We start from the raw sequence: 24,679 nt of genomic DNA on the forward strand, positions 1-24,679 counted from the left end.
AAAAACCAAAGTTTTACTTATGATTTTCATAATAAACCAAAGCTTTATTTATGCATGGCGTTGCGCCACACTGGCGGCTGCTTGTCCCGCCTGCATGGCGATTTGCCTGCCCACCCTTTTCGCATTCCGTTTCCATGTCGCAACCCGCCCCCACCGTCCTGATCCGCGATAGCGCGGAAGCCGACCTGCCCGCCATCAAGGCCATCTACGCGCACCACGTGCAGCACGGCACCGCGTCATTCGAACTGGACCCGCCGTCCATTGCCGAAATGCGCCAGCGGCGCGCCGGCATCCTGGAAAAGGAAATGCCCTACCTGGTGGCCGAGATCAACGGCGAAGTCGTGGGCTATGCCTACGTCACCGCCTACCGTCCGCGCCCGGCTTATCGCCACACCGTCGAAGACTCCGTCTACGTCAAGGCCGGCCGCGCCGGCCTGGGCATCGGCGGCAAGCTGCTGGCCGCGCTGATCGACCGCTGCACCGCGGCCGGCTGGCGCCAGATGCTGGCGGTGGTGGGCGACAGCCGCAACGCCGCCTCGCTGGCGGTGCATGCGCGCCAGGGCTTTCATCCGGTCGGCACGCTGCGGTCGGTGGGCCACAAGCATGGCGAATGGCGCGACACGGTGCTGATGCAACGCGCGCTGGGCGAGGGCGACGCGACGCCGCCGCAACGCCCGTGATCGCCCCGCGGGCCATCGTCTGCCTGGGGCTGACCCAACTGGTCGGCTGGGGCGTCACCTTCTACCTGATCGGCGCGCTGGGCCCGGACATGGCCGCGGACCTGGGCTGGAACGCCGCCACCGTGTACGGCGGCTTCTCGGCCGCCATCGTCGTCATGGCGCTGGTGTCGCCGCTGGCCGGCCGCGCGGTCGACCACTGGGGCGGCCACCGCGTCATGCCCGCGGGCGCCGTGTTGGCCGCCGCCGGCTGCGCCGCGCTGGCCGCCACCCACGGCGTCGTGACGTACTTCGCAGCCTGGATGCTGCTGGGCGTGGGCATGCGGCTGTGCCTGTACGACGCTGCCTTCGCGTCACTGGCGCGCGCCGCCGGGCCTGCCGCGCGGCGGCCGATGTCGCAGATCACGCTGTTCGGCGGACTGGCATCCACGGTGATGTGGCCGGTGGGCCATGCGCTGTCGGGCTGGCTGGGCTGGCGCGGCGCCGTGCTGGCCTATGGCGCGTTGGCGCTGGCCACGCTGCCGCTCTACCTGGCGCTGCCGCGCGCCCGCTACGCCGCGCCCATCAAGGATGCCGGCCAGGCCGGCACGGGCCTGGCGCGCGACAAGGCCGAACGCCGTCTGGCTGGCCTGCTGTACGCGGCAATCGCCATGCTCACCAACTTCCTGGCGGCCGGCAACGCGGCTCATCTGATCCCGCTGCTGTCGGGGCAGGGCCTGCCCGGCGCAATGGCCGTGAATATCGCGGCCCTGTGGGGCGTCGGGCAGTTCGCCTCGCGGTTGGCCGACGTGGCGCTGGGCTCGCGCCTGCATCCGCTGACGCTCACGCTGGCGGTGGCGGCGCTATTGCCGCTGTGCTTCGGGCTGGCGCTGCTGTCCGGCGGCAGCCTGGTTGCGCTGGCCGCCTACGCCTTGCTGTACGGCGCCTGCAACGGCCTGATGACCATCACCCGCGGCACGTTGCCGCTGGCGTTGTTCGACTTTCGCAGCTACGGCGCGCTGGTGGGCGCCCTGCTCATCCCCAGCTTCCTCTTGACCGCAGCCGCGCCGGTAGCCTATGCCTACGTGGTCGAACAGCACGGGGCACGCGCCGCGATGGGCCTGTCGGCCGGATTGGCCACGGCCATCCTGGCCGCGGCGCTGGCATTGCGCTGGCGCTTCATCGCCCGGACGCGAGAATGATGGGCGCGCGGCCATCGTCCGCGTCCTGCACCAACGCGCCCGAAAACGAATAGCCCGATCCGCGCATGCTGCGGATAGGAATCGACAGCCCCGCCGCCTCACCCTTGCGCTTGAGGCGGCTGATGACCAGGTCCAGCGCGCGCCCATTGCCCGGAATGTCCATGTCGTCGACCGCGAAATCGCTACGGCGCACGACCTTGTCGGGATGCCCTTGCATGCCCTTGAGCACCGCCCGCTCCATCGGCGTCAGGTTCACGCCCGCACCCGCCGGCGACAGCAAGGTCCACTCGTTGTCGCACAGGCGCCAGGCGTTGTCCGCCACGCGGGTTTCCAGCACGCAGGCGGGCGCCTCGACACGGCGCGCCGCCGGTTGCACCGGCAGGCACAGCGACAGCTTGCGCTGCGCCGACTGGATTGCCGCGGCGACCTCGCTGTAGCTGATGCTGGTGCCGTAGCAACTGTCGGCGCCGGCCAGGAGCGCATTGATGCGCACGGCCGGGCTTTCCATGTTGCGGATGGCGATGATCGTGGAATGCGAGAAACGCGCTCGCAATTGCCCGATCGTGATGTCCAGGTCCCGAGGCAGGCACAGGTGCACCTGGATGTCGCCGGGATGGCGCGGCGGCGCCGAATCCTGCAACGAAACGGGGTTCAGGACGAAACCGATCTGCTCCAGGGAATTCGAGATGCCCTGCTTGGCAAATTCATTGTCGAAGATGAGGATGATGCGCGACCGAGTCATGAGATTGAGCCCTGATTAATGACGCCTTTCCATCGAACGGTATTGAAATGTTTATTTGCATCTCAACACTTGGAACAGGGTCGCAAAAAAAGCGCACTCAATCCTTAAACAGCGTTCTAAACGAACTAAATCATTGAATTTTCCTCATTTTAAAATGAAGAAAATTCAATATATCGAAATAGAATTCAGCGATCGGCGAAACGTAGCGATATCCGTGGCGGCCTGTCAGGCCCCTTTCGCCGCCACCCATTTTTCCCAACCGGCCACCCGCAGCTTGCAGGCCGGGCAGGTGCCGCAACCGTAGCCCCAGGCATGCCGCGCGCCGCGCTCGCCCAGGTAGCAGGTGTGGCTTTCTTCGACGATGGTCTCGACCAGCGCGTCGCCGCCCAAGGTGTGCGCCAGCGCCCAGGTTTCGGACTTGTCGATCCACATGAGCGGGGTTTCGATGGTGACCCGGCTGCCCAGGCCCAGGCCCAGCGCCACCTGCTGCGCCTTGATGGTGTCGTCGCGGCAATCGGGGTAGCCGGAAAAATCGGTTTCGCACATGCCGCCCACCAGCACGTCCAGCTGGCGTCGGTAGCCCAGCGCGGCGGCCAGCGTCAGGAACAAGAGGTTGCGGCCCGGCACGAACGTATTGGGCAGGCCGTTGGCCTGCATCTCGATGGCGCGGTCGCTGGTCATGGCGGTGTCGCCCACCTGGCCCAGCACCTTCAGGTCCAGCAGATGGTCTTCGCCCAGGCGCGGCGCCCACTCGGGAAAGCGCGCACGGAATTCGCGCAGCACGTTCAGGCGCGCATCGAGCTCGATGCGGTGGCGTTGGCCGTAATCGAACGCCACGGTTTCCACATGGGCATAGCGGTCCAGCGCCCAGGCCAGGCAAGTGGTGGAATCCTGGCCGCCCGAAAACAGCACGAGCGCGCGACGTTGGTGATTTTGCATGAAAGGGGGTTTCTGGAAAGACGAAGGGATAGGCCAGACTTTACCGCAGCCAGGCGCCTCTCCCGTAAGGAAGCCTGCGTAAAATCGATTCCGTTTTTCATCACGGTTTCACAGCAGCGCGCACGTTCCCACCCTTCCCATTCCCGCAGCCCGACGGATCTCCCGCCCGATGAATGCCAGCCGCCCGCAGTCCGATTCAGCAGAACCCTTGCGTCACGACATCCGGCTGCTAGGCCGGTTACTGGGCGAAGTCATCGCCGAATGCGAAGGCAAACGCGTCTTCGACACCATCGAAACGCTGCGCCGCACCGCCGTCAAATTCCGCCGCGAAGGCAACGATGCCGACGGCAAACTGCTGGAACAGCGCGTCAAGCGCCTGGAAGGCAGCGACCCGAACTCGGTCGCGCGCGCCTTCAGCTATTTCCTGCACCTGGCCAACATTGCCGAAGACCGCGACCAGAACCGCCGCCAACGGGCCCGCGCCCTGACCGGTGACGTCCCCGCGCGCGGCAGCCTGCGCGATGCCGTGCAAGCGCTGGGCCGCCAAGGCGTATCGGCCGCGCGCATCCGCCGCCTGCTGGCCGATGCCTGCGTCATGCCAGTGCTGACGGCCCACCCCACCGAAGTGCAGCGCAAGAGCACGCTGGACGTGCACCGCGAAATCGCCAGCGCCCTGGCCCAGCGGGACACGCCGCTCACCCCCGAAGAACTGGCCGAACTCGACGCCGCGCTGCTAGGCCGCGTTGCCACGCTGTGGCAGACCCGCATGCTGCGCTACACCCGCCTGACGGTGGCCGACGAAATCGAGAACGCGCTGTCGTACTACCGCAGCACCTTCCTGCCCGTCATTCCGCGCGTGTACGCCGACCTGTCCAAGCTGCTCAACCGCGACGGCCCCAAGCCCTTTGCCGCCCCGCCCGCGCCGCTGGAACCCTTCCTGCGCATGGGCAGCTGGATCGGCGGCGACCGCGACGGCAACCCCAACGTCGATGCCGGCACGCTTGAACGCGCTCTGCTGCGCCAGGCCACCGTGCTGTTCGAGCACTACCTGCAGGAAGTCCACGCGCTGGGCGCCGAGCTTTCCATCACCACCCTGCTCATCGCCGCCGATGCCGACCTGCTGGCCCTGGCCGACCGCAGCGGCGACGACTCCCCCCACCGCAGCGACGAGCCCTACCGCCGCGCGCTGGTCGGCGTCTACGCCCGCCTGGCCGCCACCGCCCAGCGCCTGACCGGCCAGAACCTGGCCCGGCGCAGCACGGTGGCCGCAGCGCCGTACGATGCGCCCCAGGAGCTGGCCGCCGACCTCGCCGTCATCGCCGCATCGCTGGCCGCCCACCACGGCGCCCCCATCGGCAAGCTGCGCCTGGCCGGCCTGCAACAGGCCGTGGAAGTGTTCGGCTTTCACCTGGCCACCGTCGACCTGCGCCAAAGCTCCGACGTGCACGAACGCGCGCTGGCCGAACTGTTCACCCGCGCGGGCGCCACCCACGACGGCCAGCCGCTGGACTACCTGGCCCTGGACGAAGCCGCCCGCGTCGCGCTGCTGCGCACCGAACTGGCGCAGGCCCGCCCGCTGGCCTCGCCCTGGATCGCCTACAGCGAAGACACCACCCGCGAACTGGCCGTGCTGCGCGCCGCCGCCGCCGGCCGCCAGCGCTACGGCAAGCAGGCGGTGCGCCAGACCATCGTCTCGCACACCGAAACCCTCAGCGACCTGCTCGAAGTGATGGTGCTGCAGAAAGAGGCTGGCCTGATCGCCCCCGCGGGCCAGAACATTCCGCCCGAAGACGGCCTGATGGTCGTGCCGCTGTTTGAAACTATTCCCGACTTGCAGCGCGGCGCCGAGATCATGGCCGCCTGGCTCGACCTGCCCGAAATCCGCCAGCGCGTGAAGCAGGCGCAGAACGGCGCCCAGGAAGTCATGCTGGGCTATTCCGACAGCAACAAGGACGGCGGCTTCCTCACGTCCAACTGGTCGCTCTACCAGGCCGAACGCGCCCTGGTCGACGTCTTTTCCGCGCGCCACGTGCGGCTGCGCCTGTTCCATGGCCGCGGCGGCTCGGTCGGCCGGGGCGGCGGCTCCAGCTTCGACGCCATCCTGGCCCAGCCCCCCGGCACGGTCGCCGGCCAGATCCGCCTGACCGAACAGGGCGAAGTCATCCAGAGCAAATACAAAGACGCCGAGGTCGGCCGCTGGCACCTGGAACTGCTGGTCGCAGCCACCCTGGAATCCAGCCTGGCGCCGCGCGCCGAAGCCACCAGCGCCGAAGACGCGCACATGGCCCACCACGGCCCGGCCATGACGTTCATGTCCGAAACCGCGCAGCGCAGCTACCGCGGCCTGGTCTATGACACGCCGCGCTTTGCCGAATACTTCTTTGCCGCCACGCCCATCGCCGAAATCGCCGGCCTGAACATCGGCTCGCGCCCTGCTTCGCGCAAGAAGGGCCAGCGCATCGAAGACCTGCGCGCCATTCCCTGGGGCTTTTCCTGGGCCCAATGCCGCCTGATGCTCACCGGCTGGTACGGCATGGGTTCGGCCATCGAGGCCTACCTGGAAACCGGCGCCCCCGACGCCCCTCGCTCCAAGCGCGGCCGCCTGGCCCAACTCCGCGAAATGGCGCAGGACTGGCCCGCCTTCCGCACCCTGCTGTCCAACATGGAAATGGTGCTGGCCAAATCCGACCTGGCCATCGCCGCCCGCTACGCCCAGCTCGTGCCCCAGCGCGGCCTGCGCGAAAAGATCTTCGGCCAGATCAGCGCCGAACACGCGCGCACACTGGCCATGCTGAAACTGCTGACCCGCCGCGAACTCCTGGCCGACAACCCCACGCTGCAAGACTCGCTGCGCGAGCGCTTCGCCTACATCGACCCGCTGAATTACCTGCAGATCGACCTGATCCGCCGCCATCGCGCCGCGCTGAAGCACCCCAATCCCGACGCCGACGAACGCGTGCAACGCGCGATCCACCTGACCATCAACGGCATCGCGGCGGGGCTGCGCAATTCGGGTTGAGTGACCGCGCATGGCTGGGCACGGCGCCCGGCCATGCATTGCGGGGGTGCCGGCCTACGCTATAAAATGAGTATTATTCTCATCTCATTGCGCCGGGCCTTCCGCATGCCTTTGCGCCGGAGGCCGTGCCATGTCCCCCCCCGAATCCGCCGTGCCGCGACAGGGCATCGAGAGCCTGTATGCCGAACACCATGGCTGGCTGCGCAGCTGGTTGCGGCGGCGGCTGGGCGACGCCTGGGACGCGGCCGACCTGGCGCACGACACCTACCTGCGCATCCTGCACAGCGGCCGCCTGCCCGAACCGCACCAGTCGCGCCAGCATCTGGCACAGATCGCCCGCTGCCTGGTGATCGACCTGCACCGCCGCCGCCAGATCGAAGCCGCCTACCTGGAAACCATCGCCCACCTGCCGCGCCCGCAGGCGCCGTCGGAAGAAGCGCGCGCGCTGGCCATCGAGGCCCTGGTCGAGATCGACGCCATCCTCAACCAATTGCCGGCCAAGGCGCGCGAAGCGCTGCTGCTGTGCAAGCTGGACGGCCTGCCCTACAGCGACATTGCGGCGCGGCTGGGCGTGTCGGTGTCGTCGGTGAAGAAATACATCGCTGCCGCCCTGCTGGCCTGCTACCAGGCGCAGTGGGCGGCGCACGGTTGACGCCATGACAGACGCCTCCCGCGTGGCCCAACCGGCCCTGGACCCCGCCATCCTGCAGCAGGCGGCCGAATGGATCGCCCAGTTGTGGTCGGACGACGTCACCGACCAGGACCGCACCGACTGCGCCCGCTGGCGCGCCAGGCACCCCGATCATGAACAGGCCTGGCAGCGCCTGCTGGCGTTCGAGGGCAAGCTCCTGGGCTTGCCGCGGGACGCCGCCCGCCATGCCCTGCGCCGACCCGCAACCAGCGCCGGCCGGCGCCGCGCCCTGCGCGCGCTGAGCCTGGGAGTGATCGTGCTGGGCGCCGGCTATGCCGCACGCAGCACCGGCACCTGGCAGCGCGCAACAGCCGACTACCGCAGCGCCACGGGCGAAATCCGCGACCTGACCCTGCCGGACGGCACGCGCGTCACCCTGTCCACCGCGTCGGCCATCGACCTGCGCTTTTCCGATACCGAACGGCTGGTGGTGCTGCGCGCAGGCGAAATCCTGATTGCCACCGCGCCCGATACCGCCGCCCTGGCGCGCCCCTTCCTGGTCCGCACGCGGCACGGCTCGGTACAGGCGCTGGGCACGCGCTACAGCGTGCGCGATGACGACGACACCACGCGCGTGGCGGTGTTCGAAGGCGCGGTTGAAATCCGCCCCATGGACGCGCCGGGCCAGGCCGTCCGCCTGGATGCCGGCCAGGGCTCGCGCTTTTCGCGCGACCGCGTCGAGCCGCCCGCGGCCGCGAACGATGACGCGGCCGCCTGGAGCCGGGGCCTGCTGGTGGCCGACGGCATGCGCCTGGAGGACTTCACCGCCGAACTGGCGCGCTACCGGTCCGGCGTCGTGCGCTGCGACCCCGCGGTCGCCGACCTGCGCGTGAGCGGCGTGTTTTCACTGCGCGACACCGACAGGGCGCTGGAGAACCTGACGCGCGGGCTACCGGTGGCCGTCGTGTATCGCACGCGCTATTGGGTCACGCTGCGCGCGGCGGATCGTCCCGCAGACTGACGCCCGCCGCCGTTACAACTTTTCTGCGCGATCGCTTGTCCCTCAGGCCGGCTCGTTCGGGATACAGGGTGACTCCCTTTTCCCTCGACCCGATCAGCAAGGCTTACTTCATGTCCGTTCACCCGCCGTTCCGTCGCCGCCCACCTGCCGCGCCGTCTTCCCGCCCGCTTCGTCGCCTGGCCGCCTCGCAGCGCGCCGCCGCGATCCGGCTGGCGCTCTTGATGGGCGGCGGGCTGGCCGCCTGCGCCACCGCGCCGCTGGCACAGGCCCAGGCCAGCGCCGAGGCGCGCCGCCCCTACACCGTGGCCGCCGGCCCGCTCGGCCAGGCGCTCAATGCCTACGCCAGCGCGGCAGGCGTCGAACTGACCATGAACGACGGCCTGCTGCAAGGCAAGCGCAGCGACGGCATCGCCGGAACCTACACCGTGGGCGAAGGTTTCGCGGCGCTGCTGCGCGGCCACGGCCTGCAAGCCCGGCGCGAAGCCAACGGCAGCTACACCCTCGCGCCCGCGCCAGCCACGTCGTCGGACGCCACCACGCTGGAGGCCGTCACCGTCACCGCACGGCCGGAAAGCGCCACCGGTCCGCTGCATGGCTACGCCGCCCGCGTCAGTGCCACCGGCACCAAGACCGACACGCCCATCATCGAAACGCCCCAATCGATCACCGTGGTGGGGGCGGAAGAAATCGAGACGCTCAAAGCGCAGAGCCTGCAGGACGCGCTGGGCTACGTGGCGGGCGTGAGCCGCGCGGAAGGCCAGGACCGTACCTCCGACAGCCTGTTCCTGCGCGGCTTTCGCGGCAGCCAGGGCAACTATTTCCGCGACGGTACGTTGTACACAGTGAACATCTACAACGGGCGCCAGGAGCTGTACGGCCTGGAACGGGTCGAATTCCTCAAGGGCGCAGCCTCGGTGCTCTATGGTGCCGCGCCGCCGGGCGGCGTGATCAACACGGTCAGCAAGCGGCCCACTGTCGAACCGCTGCATGAACTGAACATCGAGGCGGGCAACTTTCGCCGCAAGCAGATTTCCGGCGACTTTGGCGGCGCCCTCGACGACGAGGGCAAATGGTCTTATCGCCTGACCGCCCTCAAGCGCGACAGCGACGCCTTCATCGATTACGTCCCGGATGACCGGACCTACGTGGCCCCGGCGCTCAAGTGGCAGCCCACCGATGCTACCTCCCTGACGCTGCTGGCCGAATACCAGGAAGATCGCACGGCCTATGTCTATGGCCTGCCGGCCCAGGGCACGGTGCTGCCAAACATCAACGGCAAGATCCCCCGCAACCGATACACCGGCGAACCGGGCTTCGACAAATTCGTCATGAAGCGCTATTCGGTCGGCTACCTGTTCGAACACGCGTTCACGGACCAGCTCAAGCTGCGCAACAGCGTGCGCTACTTCCACGCAGACAGCACCTATTTCTCTACCGACATCTGGCAGTTGCAGGCCGATCAGCGCCACACGGCCGACCGCGGCGCCATGCCGCGCTGGGACCGTTCATCCGCCGTGGTGGCCGATACGTCGCTGCAGTACGACCTGGATACCGGCCCGCTGCACCACACGTGGCTGGCCGGCCTGGACTATTCGCTGCCCAAGCATGAGACCGAGCGCTATGTGCGCGCCAACAACAACATCGATCTCTACGACCCGGTCTACGGCGTGCCCCTGGGGCCCGCGCAACCCTTCCCGGGATCGTCCTCTAAAAGCGACATGAAACGTCTGGGTGTCTATCTCCAGGATCAGATCAAGATCGCCGACAAATGGGTCGTGCTGCTGGGGGGGCGGCACGACTGGGTCACGCTCAACGAGCGCAATTTCTTCACGGGTGAAAAGCTCGCGGACAATGAAAAGAGCCAGGCCTTCACCGGCCGCGCCGGCGTGGTCTACCTGGCCGACAATGGCCTCGCGCCGTTCCTGAGCTACAGCGAATCGTTCGAGCCGACCAGCGGCCAGGACCGCCAGGGCAACCGCTTCAAGCCCACCACCGGCCAACAATACGAGGCCGGCCTGCGCTACCAGCCGGCGGGGTCGGACACCATGCTGTCCGCGGCGATCTACCAGCTGACGCGCAAGAACGTGACGGTGGCCGACCCGTTCGACACGAACTATGAAATCCAGGCCGGACAGGCCCGTGCACGCGGCCTTGAGCTGGAAGCCCGCACCCGCATCGGCCGTCACGCCAACCTGATCGCCGCCTACGCCTATACCGATGCGCGCACGCTCAAGGCCAGCCCGCTGCAGCCCGACGAGGTCGGCAAGCGCCTGAACTCGGTGCCCTTCAATCAATTCTCGGTGTGGGGCGACTATGGCTTCGGCGCCTTCGGCCTGCCGGGGCTGCGAGTCGGCGCGGGCGTGCGCTATGTCGGCAGCACACGCGGCATGGCGCACGGCACGGCGGTCGAGGTGCCGTCGTTCACGCTGCTCGATGCGATGGTCAGCTACACCACCGGACCATGGCGGTTCGCGCTCAACGCCACCAACCTGGCCGACAAGACCTACATCGGCAGTTGCACTTACGGCTGCTTCTATGGCGAGCCGCGTCGGGTGATCGGCACGGCAAGCTATCGCTGGTAACGCCGTGACCGGCGGGGGCGAACGGCCCCCGCCGTCCACCTGGCGTACACCCCAAAAACCCCATTTGTCCACCCCCGGCAACTTTTAGTACTATCTTCCTCAGAAATTCTATATACGCACAAATGTTCGTATATAGAACACAACGATTTTTCTGGCCCGCGCACAGGAAGACACCGACGGAAGAGACAGATCGCATTTCCCTGGTTCCGCCTGTGCTGCCTGCCGCGCGCCATGTAAGGCCCAAGCGAACCCTCATGGATACTCCCCTCAAGCATCTCGCCGTCATCGGCGCCGGCGCCATGGGCAGCGGCATCGCCGCCCTCTTCGCCTCGAAGGGACTGAACATCGTCCTGATTGATCCGATGGCCGGCGCCCTCGAACGCGCCCGCGGCACCATCGAACGCCAGCTCAACGTCTACGCCCCCGGCCAGGTGCAAGAGACCCTGCAGCGCATCCGCATGGAAGCCGACCTGTCCGCCGCCGTCGACAGCGACCTCATCATCGAGGCCGTCCCGGAAAACCTGGAACTCAAGCGCAGCCTGTTCGCCAAGCTCGACGCCCTGTGTCCGCCCCAGGCCATCTTCGCCACCAACACCTCGGGCTTGTCCATCAACGCCATCGCCAGCGCCGTGGCGCGCCGCGACCGCTTCGTGGGCACCCACTTCTTCACGCCTGCCGACGTCATCCCGCTGGTCGAAGTCGTGCGCAACGACGACACGTCCGAAGACACCGTCGCCCGCGTCATGGCCACCCTGCGCTTTGGCGGCAAGCGGCCCGTGCTGGTGCGCCAGGACATCCCCGGCTTCATCGCCAACCGCATCCAGCACGCCCTGGCCCGCGAAGCCATCTCGCTGCTGGAAAAGGGCGTGGCCAGCGCCGAAGACATCGACGAAGTCGTGAAATGGAGCCTCGGCATCCGCCTGGCCCTGTCCGGCCCGCTCGAACAGCGCGACATGAACGGCATCGACGTGCATCACGCCATTGCCAGCTATCTCTACCAAGACCTCGAAAACCGCACCACGCCGTCCGACCTGCTCACGAGCAAAGTCGAACAGGGCCAGTTGGGCGCCAAGAGCGGCCAGGGTTTCTATACCTGGAGCCCCGAGCGCCGCGAACAGGTGCTGCGCGAGAAAAGCGCCGCCCTGGGCGAACTGGCCGCCTGGCTGAACCAGAAAGCCGGCGATTCCTGACGCCGCCCCGCAGGCACCCCGAATACCCATTACATAAGGCGCGCGGCAACCCGCCAGACGCGCCAGCGGGCCACGAGCCCACCACACAAAGAAACCGATCGTCCCACCCGCTGCGCGCCCCTACCCGGCGCGTCGCGGCGCAAGACACCAGAGCAATACGCCTTACCGGAGTTCGTTGGAGGCATCATGAATAAATTGGCATCTTTTTTTACTGAGCTGATGCGCAAGTATCTGCCCGATCCTTTCGTTTTCGCGATCGCGCTGACCTTGCTCACCGTGCTGCTGGCCATGGGCATCGAAGGCCAGGGCATCGGCGACGTCACCCGCGCCTGGGGCAAGGGCTTCTGGAGCCTCCTGGCATTCACCACCCAGATGGCCGTGATCCTGGCCATGGGCTACGTGCTGGCCACCGCGCCGCTGACCGACCGCCTGCTCAACCGCATCGTCAGCCACGTGCACAAGCCGCACACCGCCATCATCGTCGCCACCCTGGTCGGCGGCGTGGGCAGCTACCTGAACTGGGGCTTCGGCCTGGTCATCGGCGGCATCGTCGCCAAGAAGCTGGCACTGAAGGTCAAGGGCGTGCACTACCCCCTGATCATCGCCTCGGCCTACAGCGGCTTCACCATGTACGGCCTGGGCCTGTCCGCCAGCATCCCCGTGCTGGTCGCCACCCCCGGCCACCCCACCGCCAAGCAGATGGGCATCATCCCGCTGACCGAAACCATCTTCTCGGTGCCCATGCTGATCACCAGCCTGGTCATCATCGTGACGCTGCCGCTGCTCAACGCCTGGCTGCACCCGAAGAAGGGCGAGAAGATCGTCGAAGTGGATCCGGCCATCGACCGCGACGCCAACGCGTCCAACGCGGCCGAAGACATGCTGGAAAAAGGCACCATTGCCTCCAAGCTCAACAACAGCCGCATCCTCAGCCTGCTGATCGGCGCGCTGGGCGTGGCCTACGTGGCGTTCCACTTCATCGACGGCGGTTCGCTCGACCTGAACCTGATCAACTTCATCATCCTGTTCCTGGGCATCATCCTGCTGGGCACGCCGGCCGCCTACGTGGCCAAGCTGACCGAAGGCATCAAGACGATCTCGGGCATCATCCTGCAGTACCCGTTCTACGCCGGCATCATGGCCATCATGGCCGCCTCGGGCCTGGTCACCACCATCTCCAAGGTCTTCGTCGACGTCGCCACGCCGGCCACGCTGCCGTTCTGGGGCCTGATCAGCTCGTTCGTCATCAACTTCTTCGCGCCGTCGGCCGGCGGCCACTGGGTCATCCAGGGTCCGTTCATGATCGACGCCGCCCGCGAAATCGGCAGCGCGCTGAACCAGACCACCATGGCCGTGATGCTGGGCAACGCCTGGAACGACCTCGTGCAGCCCTTCTGGATCCTGCCGGCCCTGGCGCTGTCCAAGCTGAAGCTGCGCGACGTGATGGGCTACACGGTCATCATGATGCTGTGGGTGGGCGTGATCCACATCACCGCCGTGCTGGCCTGGGGCTACTTGACCCACTGATAGCCGCGGCGCCCCGCGGGGCGCCGCGCACCAAAGACTGGAACGGGAAACCGATATGAGCAAACCTACCGCATATCTCGTGACCGGCGGCAGCGCCGGGATCGGCGCCGCCATCATCCGCATGCTGCTGGACGCGGGGCACAAGGTGGTCAATATCGACTACAAACTGCCCGAGAATCCGCCGGCCGGGCTGGTGTCGTACCAGGCCGACCTGACCGATGAAGCGCGTACCAAGGCGGTTGCCGCCGAGGTCACCGCGGCCTACAACATCGTCGGGTTGGTGAACAATGCCGGCGCCACGCGCCCGGGCACCGCCGATACGGCCACGCTGGCCGACCTGGACTATGTGGTGAACCTGCATCTGCGCACCGCGCTGATCCTGGTGCAGGCCGCGCTGCCCGCCATGCGCGAAGCCGGCTTCGGCCGCATCGTCAACATGTCGTCGCGCGCCGCGCTGGGCAAGCCGGACCGCGTGGTCTATTCGGCCACCAAGGCAGGTCTGGTCGGACTGACGCGCACGCTGGCCATGGAACTGGGCGGCGACGGCATCACCGTCAACGCCATCGGCCCCGGCCCCATTGCCACCGACTTGTTCACCAAGAGCAACCCGGCCGGCGCGCCCCAGACCGAACGCATCATCAACAGCATCGTGGTCAAGCGCCTGGGCACGCCCGAAGACGTGGCACGCGCCGCGATGTTCTTCCTGTCGCCCGACAACGGCTTCGTCACCGGCCAGATGCTGTATGTCTGCGGCGGCACGACGCTGGGCGTCGCCCCGATCTGAGGCCCGCCGCCATGCGCGCCCGCAACCTATTCACCGCGCGTACGCGCCGCCTAGCGGCGCAGCAGCGCGTGGTTGATCTGGTCGGCGGCGCGGCGCAGCGGCGGCAGGAATGCGGCCAGCATTTCCTCGCGCGAAAAGCGATTGGCATGGCCGCTGACGTTCATGGCCGCGATCACGCGGCCGCTGCGGTCCACGATGGGCACGGCCACCGATTGCAGGCCGGGTTCCAGTTCCTGCGCGACGCAGGCGTAGCCGTCGGCGCGCACGCCGGCCAGCAGCCGCTTCAGTTCAGCGACGTCGGTCACAGTGTGCGGCGTGTACGCCTGGATCTGGCTCATGGCCAGCACGCGGTCCAGCTCGGTGGCGGACAAGCCCGCCAGCAGCACCCGGCCCATCGACGTGGCCCATGCCGGCAGCCGGCTGCCCACCGCCAGGTTGATGGTCATGACCTTGTGCGTCGACAGCCGCAGGATGTAGACGATGTCGGCGCCTTCCAGCACCGACACGGAACACGACTCGCGCGTCAGTTCCGCCACTTCTTCCATGTAGGGCAGCGCCAGGTTCCACAGCGGCGTGCCCGACAGATAGGCGTAGCCCAGTTCCAGGATGCGCGGGGTCAGGGCGAACTTGCGGTCTTCGACCGTGACGTAGCCCAGATGTTCGAGCGTCAACAGAATGCGGCGCGCGCCCGCGCGGGTCAGGCCGGTGACGGCGGCGACCTCGGACAAGGTCATCTGCGAACGCTCGGGGCCGAAGGCCCGGATCACGGACAGGCCGCGCGCAAAGGATTGAACGTAGCTGTCGCTGGGTTGCTGGGTTTCTTGCTCGGCCATCCGTCTACCGCGAAAAGAAGCGTTGCCGTTGCCGGCAACCCTGAACGGGGGAGATCGCACCGCGCCGGCTTGCCTTGACGGTCGACTATCCCCATGAAACGATGTTCTTCAGAAGAACGAAAGTTCTAATTAAGAACAAATTATGACACGCCACCTATGAGCGAACACCATGATTTCTAAGCTTGTTGCAAGCGCGGCGGCCGCCCTCGCCGACGTCCCCGACGGCGCCACCGTCATGATCGGCGGCTTCGGCACCGCCGGCCAGCCCATGGAACTGATCGACGCCCTGCTCGAACAAGGCGCGAAGGACCTGGTCATCATCAACAACAACGCCGGCAACGGCACCACCGGCCTGGCCGCCCTGCTAGGCGCCAACCGCGTGCGCAAGATCATCTGCTCGTTCCCGCGCCAGGTGGACTCGCAGATCTTCGACGGCCTGTACCGCAGCGGCAAGATCGAGCTTGAACTGGTGCCCCAGGGCAACCTGGCCGAGCGCATCCGCGCCGCCGGCGCCGGCATCGGCGCGTTCTTCTCGCCCACCGGCTACGGCACCCCGCTGGCCGACGGCAAGGAAACCCGCGAAATCAACGGCCGCCAGTACGTGCTGGAATATCCGCTGCACGCCGACTACGCGCTGATCAAGGCCGAGCGCGGCGACCGCTGGGGCAACCTGGTGTATCGCAAGACCGCCCGCAACTTCGGCCCCATCATGGCCAGCGCCGCGCGCGTAGCCGTGGCCCAGGTGCGTGAAGTCGTTGAACTGGGCACGCTGGACCCGGAAACCGTCGTCACCCCCGGCATCTTCGTGCAGCGCGTCGTGCAGATCGCTGCCACCCCGGCCGCCAAGGAGCAGCAATGAGCACCAAACTGACCCGCGACCAGATCGCCGCCCGCGTTGCGCAGGACATCCCTGAAGGCGCCTACGTCAACCTCGGCATCGGCCTGCCCACCCTGGTGGCCAACCACCTGCCGGCCGACCGCGAAGTCATCCTGCATACCGAAAACGGCATGCTCGGCATGGGCCCGGCTCCGGCCAAGGGCGAAGAAGACTACGACCTGATCAACGCCGGCAAGCAGCCCGTCACCGAACTGCCCGGCTGCTCGTTCTTCCACCATGCCGATTCGTTCGCCATGATGCGCGGCGGCCACCTGGACATCTGCGTGCTGGGCGCCTTCCAGGTGTCGCAGCACGGCGACCTGGCCAACTGGCACACCGGCGCGCCCGACGCCATCCCCGCCGTGGGCGGCGCGATGGACCTGGCCATCGGCGCCAAGGACGTGTTCGTCATGATGGAACTGACCACCCGCGAAGGCCAGAGCAAACTGGTCGAGGCCTGCACCTATCCGCTGACCGGCGTGCGCTGCGTGTCGCGCGTGTACACGGACGTGGCCGTGTTCGACATCCGCGCCGACGGCGTGACCGTCATCGACATGTTCGGCGAGGTCACCGCCGATGAGCTGCTGCGCCTGACCGGCCTGCCGCTGAAGTTTTCCCAATAAGGAGATAAGCAATGCTGTTCATGGTTCAAATGCAAGTCAACCTGCCCGTCGACATGCCGGCTGAACGCGCCGACAAACTCAAGGCCGACGAAAAGGCCCTGGCGCAGCAACTGCAGCGCGATGGCAAATGGAAGAGCCTGTGGCGCGTGGTCGGCCGCTACGCCAACGTCAGCATCTTCGACGTCGAAAGCAATGACGAACTGCACACGCTGCTGTCGTCGCTGCCGCTGTTCCCGTACATGGACATCAACGTCACGGCGCTGGCGCGCCATCCGTCCGCGATCTGACCGGAGCCGCCCATGCCCTACATCATCGAAACCTTCGACAAGCCCGGCCACCAGGCCGTGCGCCAGCAGCACCGCGCCGCGCACCTGGAATACCTGGATGCCAACAAGCACCTGCTGCTGGCCTGCGGCGCCAAGCTGCAGGACGATGGCACGGATGCGGGCGGCGGCCTGTACATCGTCGACCTGGACACGCGCGAAGCCGCGCAGCAGTTCATCGATGCCGACCCGTTCGCCCATGCCCAGCTGTTTGACCGCGTGACCATCACCCGCTGGCGCAAAGCCTACGTCAACGGCACCTGCCATCTGTAATCAAGACACGGCCGCCCCCGGGCGGCCGTTGCCCATTCCCGAGGATTTCCCCATGTCTTACGCCGATCTCAGCCAGGCAAGGCTGTTCTACGTCATCGACGGCCCCGCCGACGCGCCGGTGCTGGTGCTGTCCAATTCGCTCGGCACCTGCGCCGACATGTGGGCGCGCCAGGTGCCCGAATTGAGCAAGCACTTTCGCGTGCTGCGCTACGACACCCGCGGGCATGGCAAATCCTCGGTGCCGGATGGCGAATACTCCTTTGCCCAGCTGGGCAACGACGTCGCCGAACTGCTGGCCCACCTGAACATCAAGCAGGCGCACTTCTGCGGCCTGTCGATGGGCGGCCCCACCGGCCTGTGGCTGGCGCTGAACCGCCCCGAACTGATCAACAAACTGATCCTGTGCAACACCGCCGCGCGCATCGGCTCGGCCGAAGGCTGGAGCACCCGCATCGCCGCCGTGGCCGAACAGACGCTGGAAAAGATGGCGCCCACGCTGGTCCAGCGCTGGCTGACCGACGACTACCGCGCCGCCGAACCGGGCCTGACCCAGGTGCTGATCGACATGCTGCGCCGCACGCCCGACGCCGGCTATTCGGGCAACTGCGCCGCGCTGCGCGACGCCGATTTCCGCGAACAGGTGTCGGCCATCAAGGCCCCCACGCTGGTCATCGCCAGCACCCACGACCTGGCCGCCACGCCCGCCCAGGGCCGCGAACTGACCGATGCCATCGCCGGCGCGCAATACCTGGAATTGAATACCTCCCATATTTCCAACTGGGAGCAACCGGAAGCCTTCACCCGCGCGGTCGTCGACTTCCTGACGGAGTGAACCGCATGCAGCGCTGGACCCACCGGCCCGAAGGCTCCAATTGGGGCGATTTCGGACCCGACGACCAACTCGGCCGCCTGAACCTCATCACCGAAGAACAAGTCTTGAAGGGCGCGCGCGAAATCCGCGCCGGCAAGACGTTCTGCCTGTCCCTGCCGCTGGACCTGCCCGGCGGCAACGTGCTCAACCCGCGCCGTCATCCGCCGCAGCTGAGCCCGACGAAGCTGCAGGACACGCCCTACCTGAACTTCCCGCTGCGCAACGTCAACCCCGATGCGGTGGACGTGCTGAGCGACGACCAGGTGCTGCTGTCCATGCAGTATTCCACCCAGTGGGACGCCCTGGCGCACGTGGGCGCACTGTTCGACGCCGACGGCGACGGCAAGCCCGAACTGCGCTACTACAACGGCTTCCAGGCCGGCGTGGACGTGCTGGGCCCGGCCGATGGCGACCACACCGGTTGCGGCTGCAACAGCGGCGGCCCGTCGGCCGCACTGAAGCTGGGCGTGGAAAACCTGGCCCAGAAAGGCATGCAGGGCCGCGGCGTACTGGTCGACCTGTTTCGCCACTACGGCCCCGGCCGCACGCTGATCGGCCACGCCGAACTCATGCACGTGCTGACCACCGACCACATCGAGGTCGAACCCGGCGACATGCTGGTGCTGCGCACCGGCTACGCCGAAGCGGTCGTCGCCATGAACGGCACGCCCGACGCCCAGGTGCTGCACACCTACGGCGCCGCGCTGGACGGCACCGATGCCGCGCTGCTGCAATGGATCACCGACAGCGGCATCGCCGCCATCTGCGCCGACAACTACGCGGTCGAGGCCTACCCCGCCCGCGAAAAGACCGGCCCGCGCGCCATGCTGCCGCTGCACCACCATTGCCTGTTCAAGCTGGGCCTGCCCCTGGCCGAACTCTGGTATCTCAAAGACCTGGCCGACTGGCTGCACGCCAACGGCCGCCACCGCTTCATGCTGACCGCCCCGCCGCTGCGCCTGCCGCACGCGATCGGATCGCCGGTCACGCCGATCGCGACGGTGTAAGCCACGCGGTATCCCCCAAAGAAAAAGCGCCGACCCGTTCAACGGTCGGCGCTTTTTTTGCATCAAGCGGCGTTCAGCCCTTCAGGCAGGTGCTCATGAACGTCTTGCGCTTGTCGCCGGTCAGCTTCTGTTCGCCGGCCTTGGCGTTGCAGTCCTTCATCTTCTGCTGCTGCGGCGTCAGCTGCTTGGCGGGCGCCGGGGCCTCGCCCTTCAGGCACGCGCTCATGTAGGTCTTGCGATCGTCGCCCTTCTTGCCTTCCGCCGACTTGTTGCAATCGGCCATGCGCTGCTGCTGCGCGGTAGGCGTCTTGGCGGGTGCGGGCGTGGTGGCGGCGGGCGTCTGGGCATAGGCGGCGCCCAGGAAGCTGGCGGACAACACAATGGCCGAAGCCAACTGGCTAGTACGGGAAAGCATGAGTTCCTCCCTTGAGCGCCCGCCGACGCCATCCACGCGCACAACCGGGCCGCACGTTCCGCCGGCCAAGGTGCCGGCCCGGTCATCATCGGACAAACCAGACCGCTTCGCAAGCGCCCAAAAGACAACAAATGCTAACGCCGCAGCCCCATTCAGCTTGCGGAAAGGCGCAGCAAAGACGCCCGGGCCCACACCGCCAATCCGCCCGAGAAAACGCGGCAACTTCGCCACAGATCACCGTCACGCCCGCGCACGAACATCCCCGAAAATGCGCCCAACCACCCACAACTTGGAGACATTCCGATGCACTTGTGGCATCCGCAGAGAAATCTGCGGCAATCCCGCGCAACCTGTTACCCATTCATCCTTTTAGGCCGTTGTGCCCGCGCGCTGAAAGGTGTGAGATAGGCGCATACCCGCGGCAACGCCAAGCACAAGACCGCGTCCCAGGCAGCCCGGCTCGCGCCGCGCCGGCCTCACAGGAGACCCGCATGAAAACCGCCCTCGCCTTCGTCGCCCTGCTGGCCGGCCTGACCGGCGCTGCCAGCGCGCAAAGCTTCTTCTACGGCGTCACCCTGGGCAACATCCAGGCCATCCGCGACACCAACGAAAACGTCTCCACCATCACCGGCTCGCTCGCCAACCAGTCCACCCGCGCCGTCAACAACGTCATGCTCACCTTCGTCCTCTACGACGACCAGGGCCGCGAAGTCGGCCGCGTCCGCGACGACGACATCGGCCCCCTCGCCCCCGGCCAGATCAAGATGATCCGCGCCATCACCCCCCTGCAATTCGCCAAAGTGACGGCCCTCGATATCCGGGCTAGATAGTGGGGCGGGCACCAAAAACCCTGGCGACATCAGGGTTTAGTCAAACAAGTCCGGGTCCAAGTATGGGAAAATTCCGCATGCCGACTCGACAAAAGGGGCTTCCACACGAAGCCCCTTGTTGCGTCCGCGGCGCGCCAGCACGCCTGGCATCGTTACCAAGGAAGTGAAGATCATGTTTCCCAAAAGACTCACCGAAGGCTATCAATCGTTTCTCGCAGGACGTTTCCATTCCGAACGCAGCCGATACGAAAAACTGGCCGAAACTGGGCAAAGCCCGGAAATCCTGATCATCGGCTGCTGCGACTCCCGCGTCTCGCCCGAAGCGATCTTCGATGCCGGCCCCGGCGAAATGTTCGTCGTGCGCAACGTCGCCAACCTCGTCCCGCCCTGTGACCCCGACTCCGAATCCTCGTACCACGGCACCAGCGCCGCCATCGAATTCGCCGTCAACGGCCTGAACGTCAAACACATCGTCGTCCTCGGCCACGCCTCCTGCGGCGGCATCCGCGCCTTCTTCGACGACGCCAAGCCCCTCACCAAGGGCGACTTCATCGGCAAGTGGATGTCCCAGATCGCCCCCGTCGCCGAAGCCATCGGCCCCGGCACCGACGACCGCGCCGCCAACCTCAAGCGCCTGGAACTCGCCGTCATCGGCCACAGCCTGAACAACCTGATGACCTTCCCCTCCATCCGCCGCCGCGTGGAAAAGGGCGAACTCGAACTCCACGGCACCTACTTCGGCGTCGCCACCGGCGTCCTCTTCCTGCGCGACCCCGCCACCGGCGAATTCCACCCCTGCCTGGAAACCGGCCTGCCCGCCTAAGCCACACCCCCAGCGCGGCGGCCAAGCCGCCGTGCTGAACGCAAGCACTGACATCGCCACGCCCAAAGGCGTACGCACTTTTCAAACGCTGGCAACAACACAGGCACGAGCCTCACGGCGCAAACTCCGCCAAGTCGCCAGCGCCCCCCACTCTCCGCAAGCGCGCAGCGTCACCCCCCGACGCAAGACACCGCGTAAGCCGAGCAAGGCCGCCCGCGCGGCCGGCACGAGGCGAGCCCCGCAACCCGCTCCAACCCCAAACGATCCAGGCCACCACGCCAAGCACACCGCCCACCCCAACAACCGGCAGTAATGCACATCAAGAGCGCGTGACGGGGCAGGCGGGTGAGGGCGGGGCGTGTAGATGCGCCCGAGGGCATTCGAAGGGAGCCGAAGGCGGACGAGAATGACGAAGGGGCAGTCCGGAGCGAAGGCTCCGGACCGCAATCGTAGCCCCGCCCTCACCCGCCTGCCCCGTCACGCGCGGCTAAAGAACCCACAGCCGCCAAAGCAAAACCCTAAACCCGATAAGCCTGCGCCAACCTCTCATAATTATTCTTAAGAATGATCCCAGCGTAGTAGACATGCTCCCGCATGAGATCCTCAGCCCGCGCCCCATCTCGCCCGATGATCGCGTTCACGATCCGGTGATGATCATCATGCGACCGCAAGATAATCCCATGATCCTCCCATAGGATGATCCGATCCGACGCATAAGGAATCGCCTGCGCCTGCGTCGCAAACCGCTTCACCCACGGATTCCCCGCCGCCTCCAGAATCCCGTTGTGCAAGGTAATGTTGACCTGCTGATAAGGCAGATGGTCCTCCGCCAGCAGCACCCCCTTGCCCAGAATCCGATCCCCTTCATCCAGGCAATTCTTCAGCACCGCCACCGCATCATTCGACAGTCCGCGTAGCGCCGCCTGCCGACAGGCCAGCCCTTCCAGCGCCGCGCGCACCTCGTACGCCGCCACGATCTCGGCAATGTCGTAAGCCCGCACCGTATAGCCGCGCTTGGGCAGATGTTCCAGCAACCCCTCATTGCCCAGCGTCGCCAGGGCCGCCCGCACCGGTGTGCGCGACACCCCCAGTTTCTCGGCCAGCGGGATTTCCTCCAGGCGGGCGCCGGGGCTGAACTTGCCGTGCAGCACCCAGTCCCGCAGCGTATCGGTAACGTGTTGAGAGAGCGTATCCATGGCCTCATTGTATACATGAAGAATACATACGACGGTCTCAAGCGAAACGCTGATAGGGATCTCCCCTATGAGATAGCCTCAATCCGTATGGAACCAAGGGAAACCCCCTATACCTCCACACCCTCCATGTATACATAATCGCAAAAAATTCAGACAGACGGGCGCACTCCCCAAGGCGAGGCGACCCGTGCAACAGGAGACAGCATGTCCAATGTATCCACGCCGGCCGCGGGCCCGGCCCCGCGTCTTGCGCTCGTCACCGGCGGCGGCGGCGGCATCGGCGCCACCATCTGCCAGGAACTGGCGCGCGCCGGCTACCGCGTCATTGTGTCCGACGTCGATGCCCAGCGGGCCCGCCGCGTCGCCGACGAACTGGGCGCCCCGCACGCTGCCCACGCCTTCGACGTCAGCGACGAAACCGCCGTCGAGACCGCCTTCGACCAGATCGAACAGACCCACGGCCCCATCGCCGTCCTAGTCAGCGCCGCCGGCCTGCTGCTGTTCCAGGCCAACGGCGAACGCCCGCTCATCAAAGACACCACCCTGGACATCTGGGAACGCAGCTTCGCCGTCAACGCGCGCGGCGTCTTCCTGTGCGGCCGCGCCTACCTGCGCCGGCGCGAAGCCGCGCCGCTGGCGCATGGCCGCATCGTCACCTTCACCTCGGTCGCCGCGCAGTTGGGCGGCTACCGTTCCAGCGCCTCGTACATCGCCGCCAAGTCCGCCGTGCTGGGCCTGACCAAGGCCATGGCGCGCGAATCCGCGCACCTGGGCGTCACCGTCAACGGCATCGCGCCCGGCCTGATCGACACCGACATGCTGCGCAGCACCGTCACCAGCAGCGGCGCCCTGGCCGCCGCCGCACAAGCCATTCCGCTGGGCCGCATCGGCACCGTCGACGACGTGGCCGCCGCCGTGCGATTCCTGGCCTCGGAAGAAGCCGGCTACATCACCGGCAGCGTCATCGACGTCAACGGCGGCTATCGCATGCAGTAACCCCTATCCGGCGGCCAGGCCGCCTACGCAGCAACGCGCCATGCATAAAGGCGCGCACACATAAAACGGGAGACACACCATGATCCACCCCCGCCGCTATGCGGCCGCCGCGCTCTGCGCCCTGGCCGTCGGCGCCACCGCCCAGGCCCAGCAGGAACCGGGCATCACCGACAAGACCATCAAGATCGGCCTGTTCGCGCCCCTGTCGGGCAGCGGCATGGCCTATGGCTTTGACGTCTTGAACGCCGCCAAGATGTGGTACGCCAAGGTCAACAAGGAAGGCGGCGTGAACGGCCGCCAGATCGAACTGGTGATCGAAGACGACCGCTGCAACGCCAATGACCTGGTCGCCGCGGTGAAGAAGCTGACCGAACAGGACAAGGTCTTTCTGCTGAATGGCGGCTCGTGTTCGGCCGCGGTCGTGGCCGCACGCGAATACGTCGAACGCGAAAAGATGCCGCTGGTGATGTTGAACGCATCCGGCGACGGCGCGCTGTATCCGCCGTCCAAGTACATCTATGGCGCGTTCTCGATCTCGCAGCACGCCGTGGGCGGATCGATGGTGCAGTTTGCCGCCGAACACCTGAAAGCCAAAAAGATCGGCTACATCAACCACGATGACGCCTACGGCGGCTGGAACCTGGAAGCCGCGCAGGCCCAGGCCAAGCAGCTGGACAACCTGGGCTTGCAGGTGCAGTCGGTCAATCCGAACATCACCGACGTCACCGCGCCGATGCTCAAGATCCGCGCCGCCAACCCCGACGTGCTGCTCCTGACCACCTACGCCCGCCCCGCCGCACTGATCATCAAGAAGGCGCAGGAACTGGGCTGGAACAAGCCCATCGTGCTGGCCGTGAACGGCACCGCCGACCTCAAGCAGCTGGTCGAGAACGTCGGCAACAAGGACGCCTTCAAGAACGTCTACATCCAGGACGTGCTGGCCGACATGCCAGGCGGCCCCAAGCTGACCTGGGTCTATGACATGTACAAGCAGGCCTACCCCGACCTGGCCGCCAAGCCGGGCCATCCGCAGACCTACATGCCTTATGGCCTGCCGCCCGCCATGGCGGTCGTCAATGCGCTGAAGGCCGCCGGCCCGCAACCCACCCGCGAGAAGGTGCTGGCGGCGCTGGAAACGATGAAGTTCGATTCCGGCGTCATGGCCGGCCCGATCGAATTCGGTCCCAACGACCGCGCCGCGCAGGAATCGGCCATCTACATCAAGTTCGACGGCACCAACATGTCGCTGGTGCCCGGCGCCTTCAAGAGCGTCTGGAAGTACCAGCCGTAAACCTGCCGCTACCACGGCCACAGGCCAG

General features: G+C 66.7%; 24 protein-coding genes. 19 read left to right on the forward strand and 5 right to left on the reverse strand.

Annotated features, from left to right (window positions below; all coding sequences use genetic code 11):
• Positions 1-134 precede the first annotated feature (134 nt).
• Both HV798_RS05835 and HV798_RS05840 read left to right on the forward strand, forming a co-directional pair.
• A complete protein-coding gene (locus HV798_RS05835) occupies positions 135-680 on the forward strand; it encodes a GNAT family N-acetyltransferase (RefSeq protein ID WP_175191675.1) in 546 nt (181 codons plus the stop codon).
• Positions 677-1,858, forward strand: a complete 1,182-nt coding sequence (locus HV798_RS05840; RefSeq protein WP_175191674.1) for an MFS transporter — start codon at positions 677-679, stop codon at positions 1,856-1,858. The genes HV798_RS05835 and HV798_RS05840 overlap by 4 nt, the downstream gene beginning before the upstream one ends.
• On the opposite strand, the gene HV798_RS05845 is transcribed toward HV798_RS05840, so the two are convergent.
• Both HV798_RS05845 and queC read right to left on the reverse strand, forming a co-directional pair.
• Positions 1,836-2,600 (reverse strand): winged helix-turn-helix domain-containing protein, encoded by a 765-nt coding sequence (locus HV798_RS05845; RefSeq protein ID WP_246288596.1) that lies wholly within the window; start codon positions 2,598-2,600, stop codon positions 1,836-1,838. The two genes, HV798_RS05840 and HV798_RS05845, sit on opposite strands and share 23 nt — an antisense overlap.
• Positions 2,601-2,825: 225 nt before the next feature.
• Entirely contained in the window at positions 2,826-3,539 is a 714-nt protein-coding gene (gene queC, locus HV798_RS05850) for a 7-cyano-7-deazaguanine synthase QueC (RefSeq protein ID WP_175191673.1), read from the reverse strand.
• 169 nt (positions 3,540-3,708) lie between these two features.
• Between queC and ppc the strand changes: the two genes are divergently transcribed.
• From ppc to HV798_RS05885, 7 genes are all read left to right on the forward strand, one after another.
• Positions 3,709-6,558 (forward strand): phosphoenolpyruvate carboxylase, encoded by a 2,850-nt coding sequence (ppc, locus tag HV798_RS05855; protein ID WP_175191672.1) that lies wholly within the window; start codon positions 3,709-3,711, stop codon positions 6,556-6,558.
• A 130-nt stretch (positions 6,559-6,688) separates the two neighbouring features.
• Positions 6,689-7,210: a sigma-70 family RNA polymerase sigma factor gene (locus tag HV798_RS05860; protein ID WP_175191671.1), complete on the forward strand. Its 522-nt coding sequence runs from the start codon at positions 6,689-6,691 to the stop codon at positions 7,208-7,210.
• 4 nt (positions 7,211-7,214) lie between these two features.
• Entirely contained in the window at positions 7,215-8,210 is a 996-nt protein-coding gene (locus HV798_RS05865; RefSeq protein WP_175191670.1) for a FecR domain-containing protein, read from the forward strand.
• Positions 8,211-8,320: 110 nt separating this feature from the next.
• Positions 8,321-10,792 carry a TonB-dependent siderophore receptor gene (locus HV798_RS05870; RefSeq protein ID WP_425486122.1) on the forward strand — a complete coding sequence of 824 codons (2,472 nt, stop codon included), beginning with the start codon at positions 8,321-8,323 and terminating at the stop codon, positions 10,790-10,792.
• A 254-nt stretch (positions 10,793-11,046) separates the two neighbouring features.
• The gene (locus HV798_RS05875) at positions 11,047-11,982 is read left to right on the forward strand and encodes a 3-hydroxyacyl-CoA dehydrogenase family protein (protein WP_175191669.1); all 936 of its coding nucleotides are present in this window, start codon (positions 11,047-11,049) and stop codon (positions 11,980-11,982) included.
• 186 nt (positions 11,983-12,168) lie between these two features.
• The gene (locus tag HV798_RS05880; RefSeq protein ID WP_025138285.1) at positions 12,169-13,509 is read left to right on the forward strand and encodes a short-chain fatty acid transporter; all 1,341 of its coding nucleotides are present in this window, start codon (positions 12,169-12,171) and stop codon (positions 13,507-13,509) included.
• 55 nt (positions 13,510-13,564) lie between these two features.
• Positions 13,565-14,293, forward strand: a complete 729-nt coding sequence (locus tag HV798_RS05885; protein WP_025138286.1) for an SDR family NAD(P)-dependent oxidoreductase — start codon at positions 13,565-13,567, stop codon at positions 14,291-14,293.
• A gap of 50 nt (positions 14,294-14,343) precedes the next feature.
• On the opposite strand, the gene HV798_RS05890 is transcribed toward HV798_RS05885, so the two are convergent.
• Positions 14,344-15,126 carry an IclR family transcriptional regulator gene (locus HV798_RS05890; RefSeq protein WP_175191668.1) on the reverse strand — a complete coding sequence of 261 codons (783 nt, stop codon included), beginning with the start codon at positions 15,124-15,126 and terminating at the stop codon, positions 14,344-14,346.
• Between the two features lie 169 nt (positions 15,127-15,295).
• Between HV798_RS05890 and HV798_RS05895 the strand changes: the two genes are divergently transcribed.
• Genes HV798_RS05895 through HV798_RS05920 form a run of 6 tightly spaced genes read left to right on the forward strand, consistent with a single transcriptional unit; the run spans position 15,296 to position 19,100 of the window.
• Positions 15,296-15,985 carry a 3-oxoacid CoA-transferase subunit A gene (locus HV798_RS05895; RefSeq protein WP_175191667.1) on the forward strand — a complete coding sequence of 230 codons (690 nt, stop codon included), beginning with the start codon at positions 15,296-15,298 and terminating at the stop codon, positions 15,983-15,985.
• Positions 15,982-16,626: a 3-oxoacid CoA-transferase subunit B gene (locus tag HV798_RS05900; protein WP_025138289.1), complete on the forward strand. Its 645-nt coding sequence runs from the start codon at positions 15,982-15,984 to the stop codon at positions 16,624-16,626. Before HV798_RS05895 ends, HV798_RS05900 begins: the two co-directional genes overlap by 4 nt.
• 11 nt (positions 16,627-16,637) lie before the next feature.
• Positions 16,638-16,913 (forward strand): muconolactone Delta-isomerase, encoded by a 276-nt coding sequence (gene catC, locus HV798_RS05905; protein WP_175191666.1) that lies wholly within the window; start codon positions 16,638-16,640, stop codon positions 16,911-16,913.
• Positions 16,914-16,925: 12 nt separating this feature from the next.
• The gene (locus HV798_RS05910; RefSeq protein ID WP_025138291.1) at positions 16,926-17,222 is read left to right on the forward strand and encodes a YciI family protein; all 297 of its coding nucleotides are present in this window, start codon (positions 16,926-16,928) and stop codon (positions 17,220-17,222) included.
• Between the two features lie 52 nt (positions 17,223-17,274).
• Positions 17,275-18,054 carry a 3-oxoadipate enol-lactonase gene (gene pcaD / locus HV798_RS05915; RefSeq protein ID WP_025138292.1) on the forward strand — a complete coding sequence of 260 codons (780 nt, stop codon included), beginning with the start codon at positions 17,275-17,277 and terminating at the stop codon, positions 18,052-18,054.
• A 5-nt stretch (positions 18,055-18,059) separates the two neighbouring features.
• Complete coding sequence (locus HV798_RS05920) at positions 18,060-19,100, forward strand: cyclase family protein (protein ID WP_175191665.1); 1,041 nt, start codon at positions 18,060-18,062, stop codon at positions 19,098-19,100.
• A 73-nt stretch (positions 19,101-19,173) separates the two neighbouring features.
• Here the strand turns inward: HV798_RS05920 and HV798_RS05925 are convergent, their stop codons facing one another.
• Positions 19,174-19,515, reverse strand: a complete 342-nt coding sequence (locus HV798_RS05925; protein ID WP_175191664.1) for a PsiF family protein — start codon at positions 19,513-19,515, stop codon at positions 19,174-19,176.
• A 491-nt stretch (positions 19,516-20,006) separates the two neighbouring features.
• Between HV798_RS05925 and HV798_RS05930 the strand changes: the two genes are divergently transcribed.
• Entirely contained in the window at positions 20,007-20,345 is a 339-nt protein-coding gene (locus HV798_RS05930) for an FxLYD domain-containing protein (RefSeq protein ID WP_025138295.1), read from the forward strand.
• Positions 20,346-20,517: 172 nt separating this feature from the next.
• Positions 20,518-21,168 carry a carbonic anhydrase gene (locus tag HV798_RS05935; RefSeq protein ID WP_175191663.1) on the forward strand — a complete coding sequence of 217 codons (651 nt, stop codon included), beginning with the start codon at positions 20,518-20,520 and terminating at the stop codon, positions 21,166-21,168.
• A gap of 518 nt (positions 21,169-21,686) precedes the next feature.
• On the opposite strand, the gene HV798_RS05940 is transcribed toward HV798_RS05935, so the two are convergent.
• Complete coding sequence (locus HV798_RS05940) at positions 21,687-22,364, reverse strand: GntR family transcriptional regulator (RefSeq protein WP_025138481.1); 678 nt, start codon at positions 22,362-22,364, stop codon at positions 21,687-21,689.
• Between the two features lie 204 nt (positions 22,365-22,568).
• Between HV798_RS05940 and HV798_RS05945 the strand changes: the two genes are divergently transcribed.
• Both HV798_RS05945 and HV798_RS05950 read left to right on the forward strand, forming a co-directional pair.
• Positions 22,569-23,360 carry an SDR family NAD(P)-dependent oxidoreductase gene (locus HV798_RS05945; RefSeq protein ID WP_025138480.1) on the forward strand — a complete coding sequence of 264 codons (792 nt, stop codon included), beginning with the start codon at positions 22,569-22,571 and terminating at the stop codon, positions 23,358-23,360.
• A gap of 79 nt (positions 23,361-23,439) precedes the next feature.
• Entirely contained in the window at positions 23,440-24,651 is a 1,212-nt protein-coding gene (locus tag HV798_RS05950; RefSeq protein WP_025138479.1) for an ABC transporter substrate-binding protein, read from the forward strand.
• Positions 24,652-24,679 lie beyond the last annotated feature (28 nt).

The organism is Achromobacter deleyi, from assembly GCF_902859705.1.
Classification (GTDB): Bacteria; Pseudomonadota; Gammaproteobacteria; order Burkholderiales; family Burkholderiaceae_B; genus Achromobacter; species Achromobacter deleyi.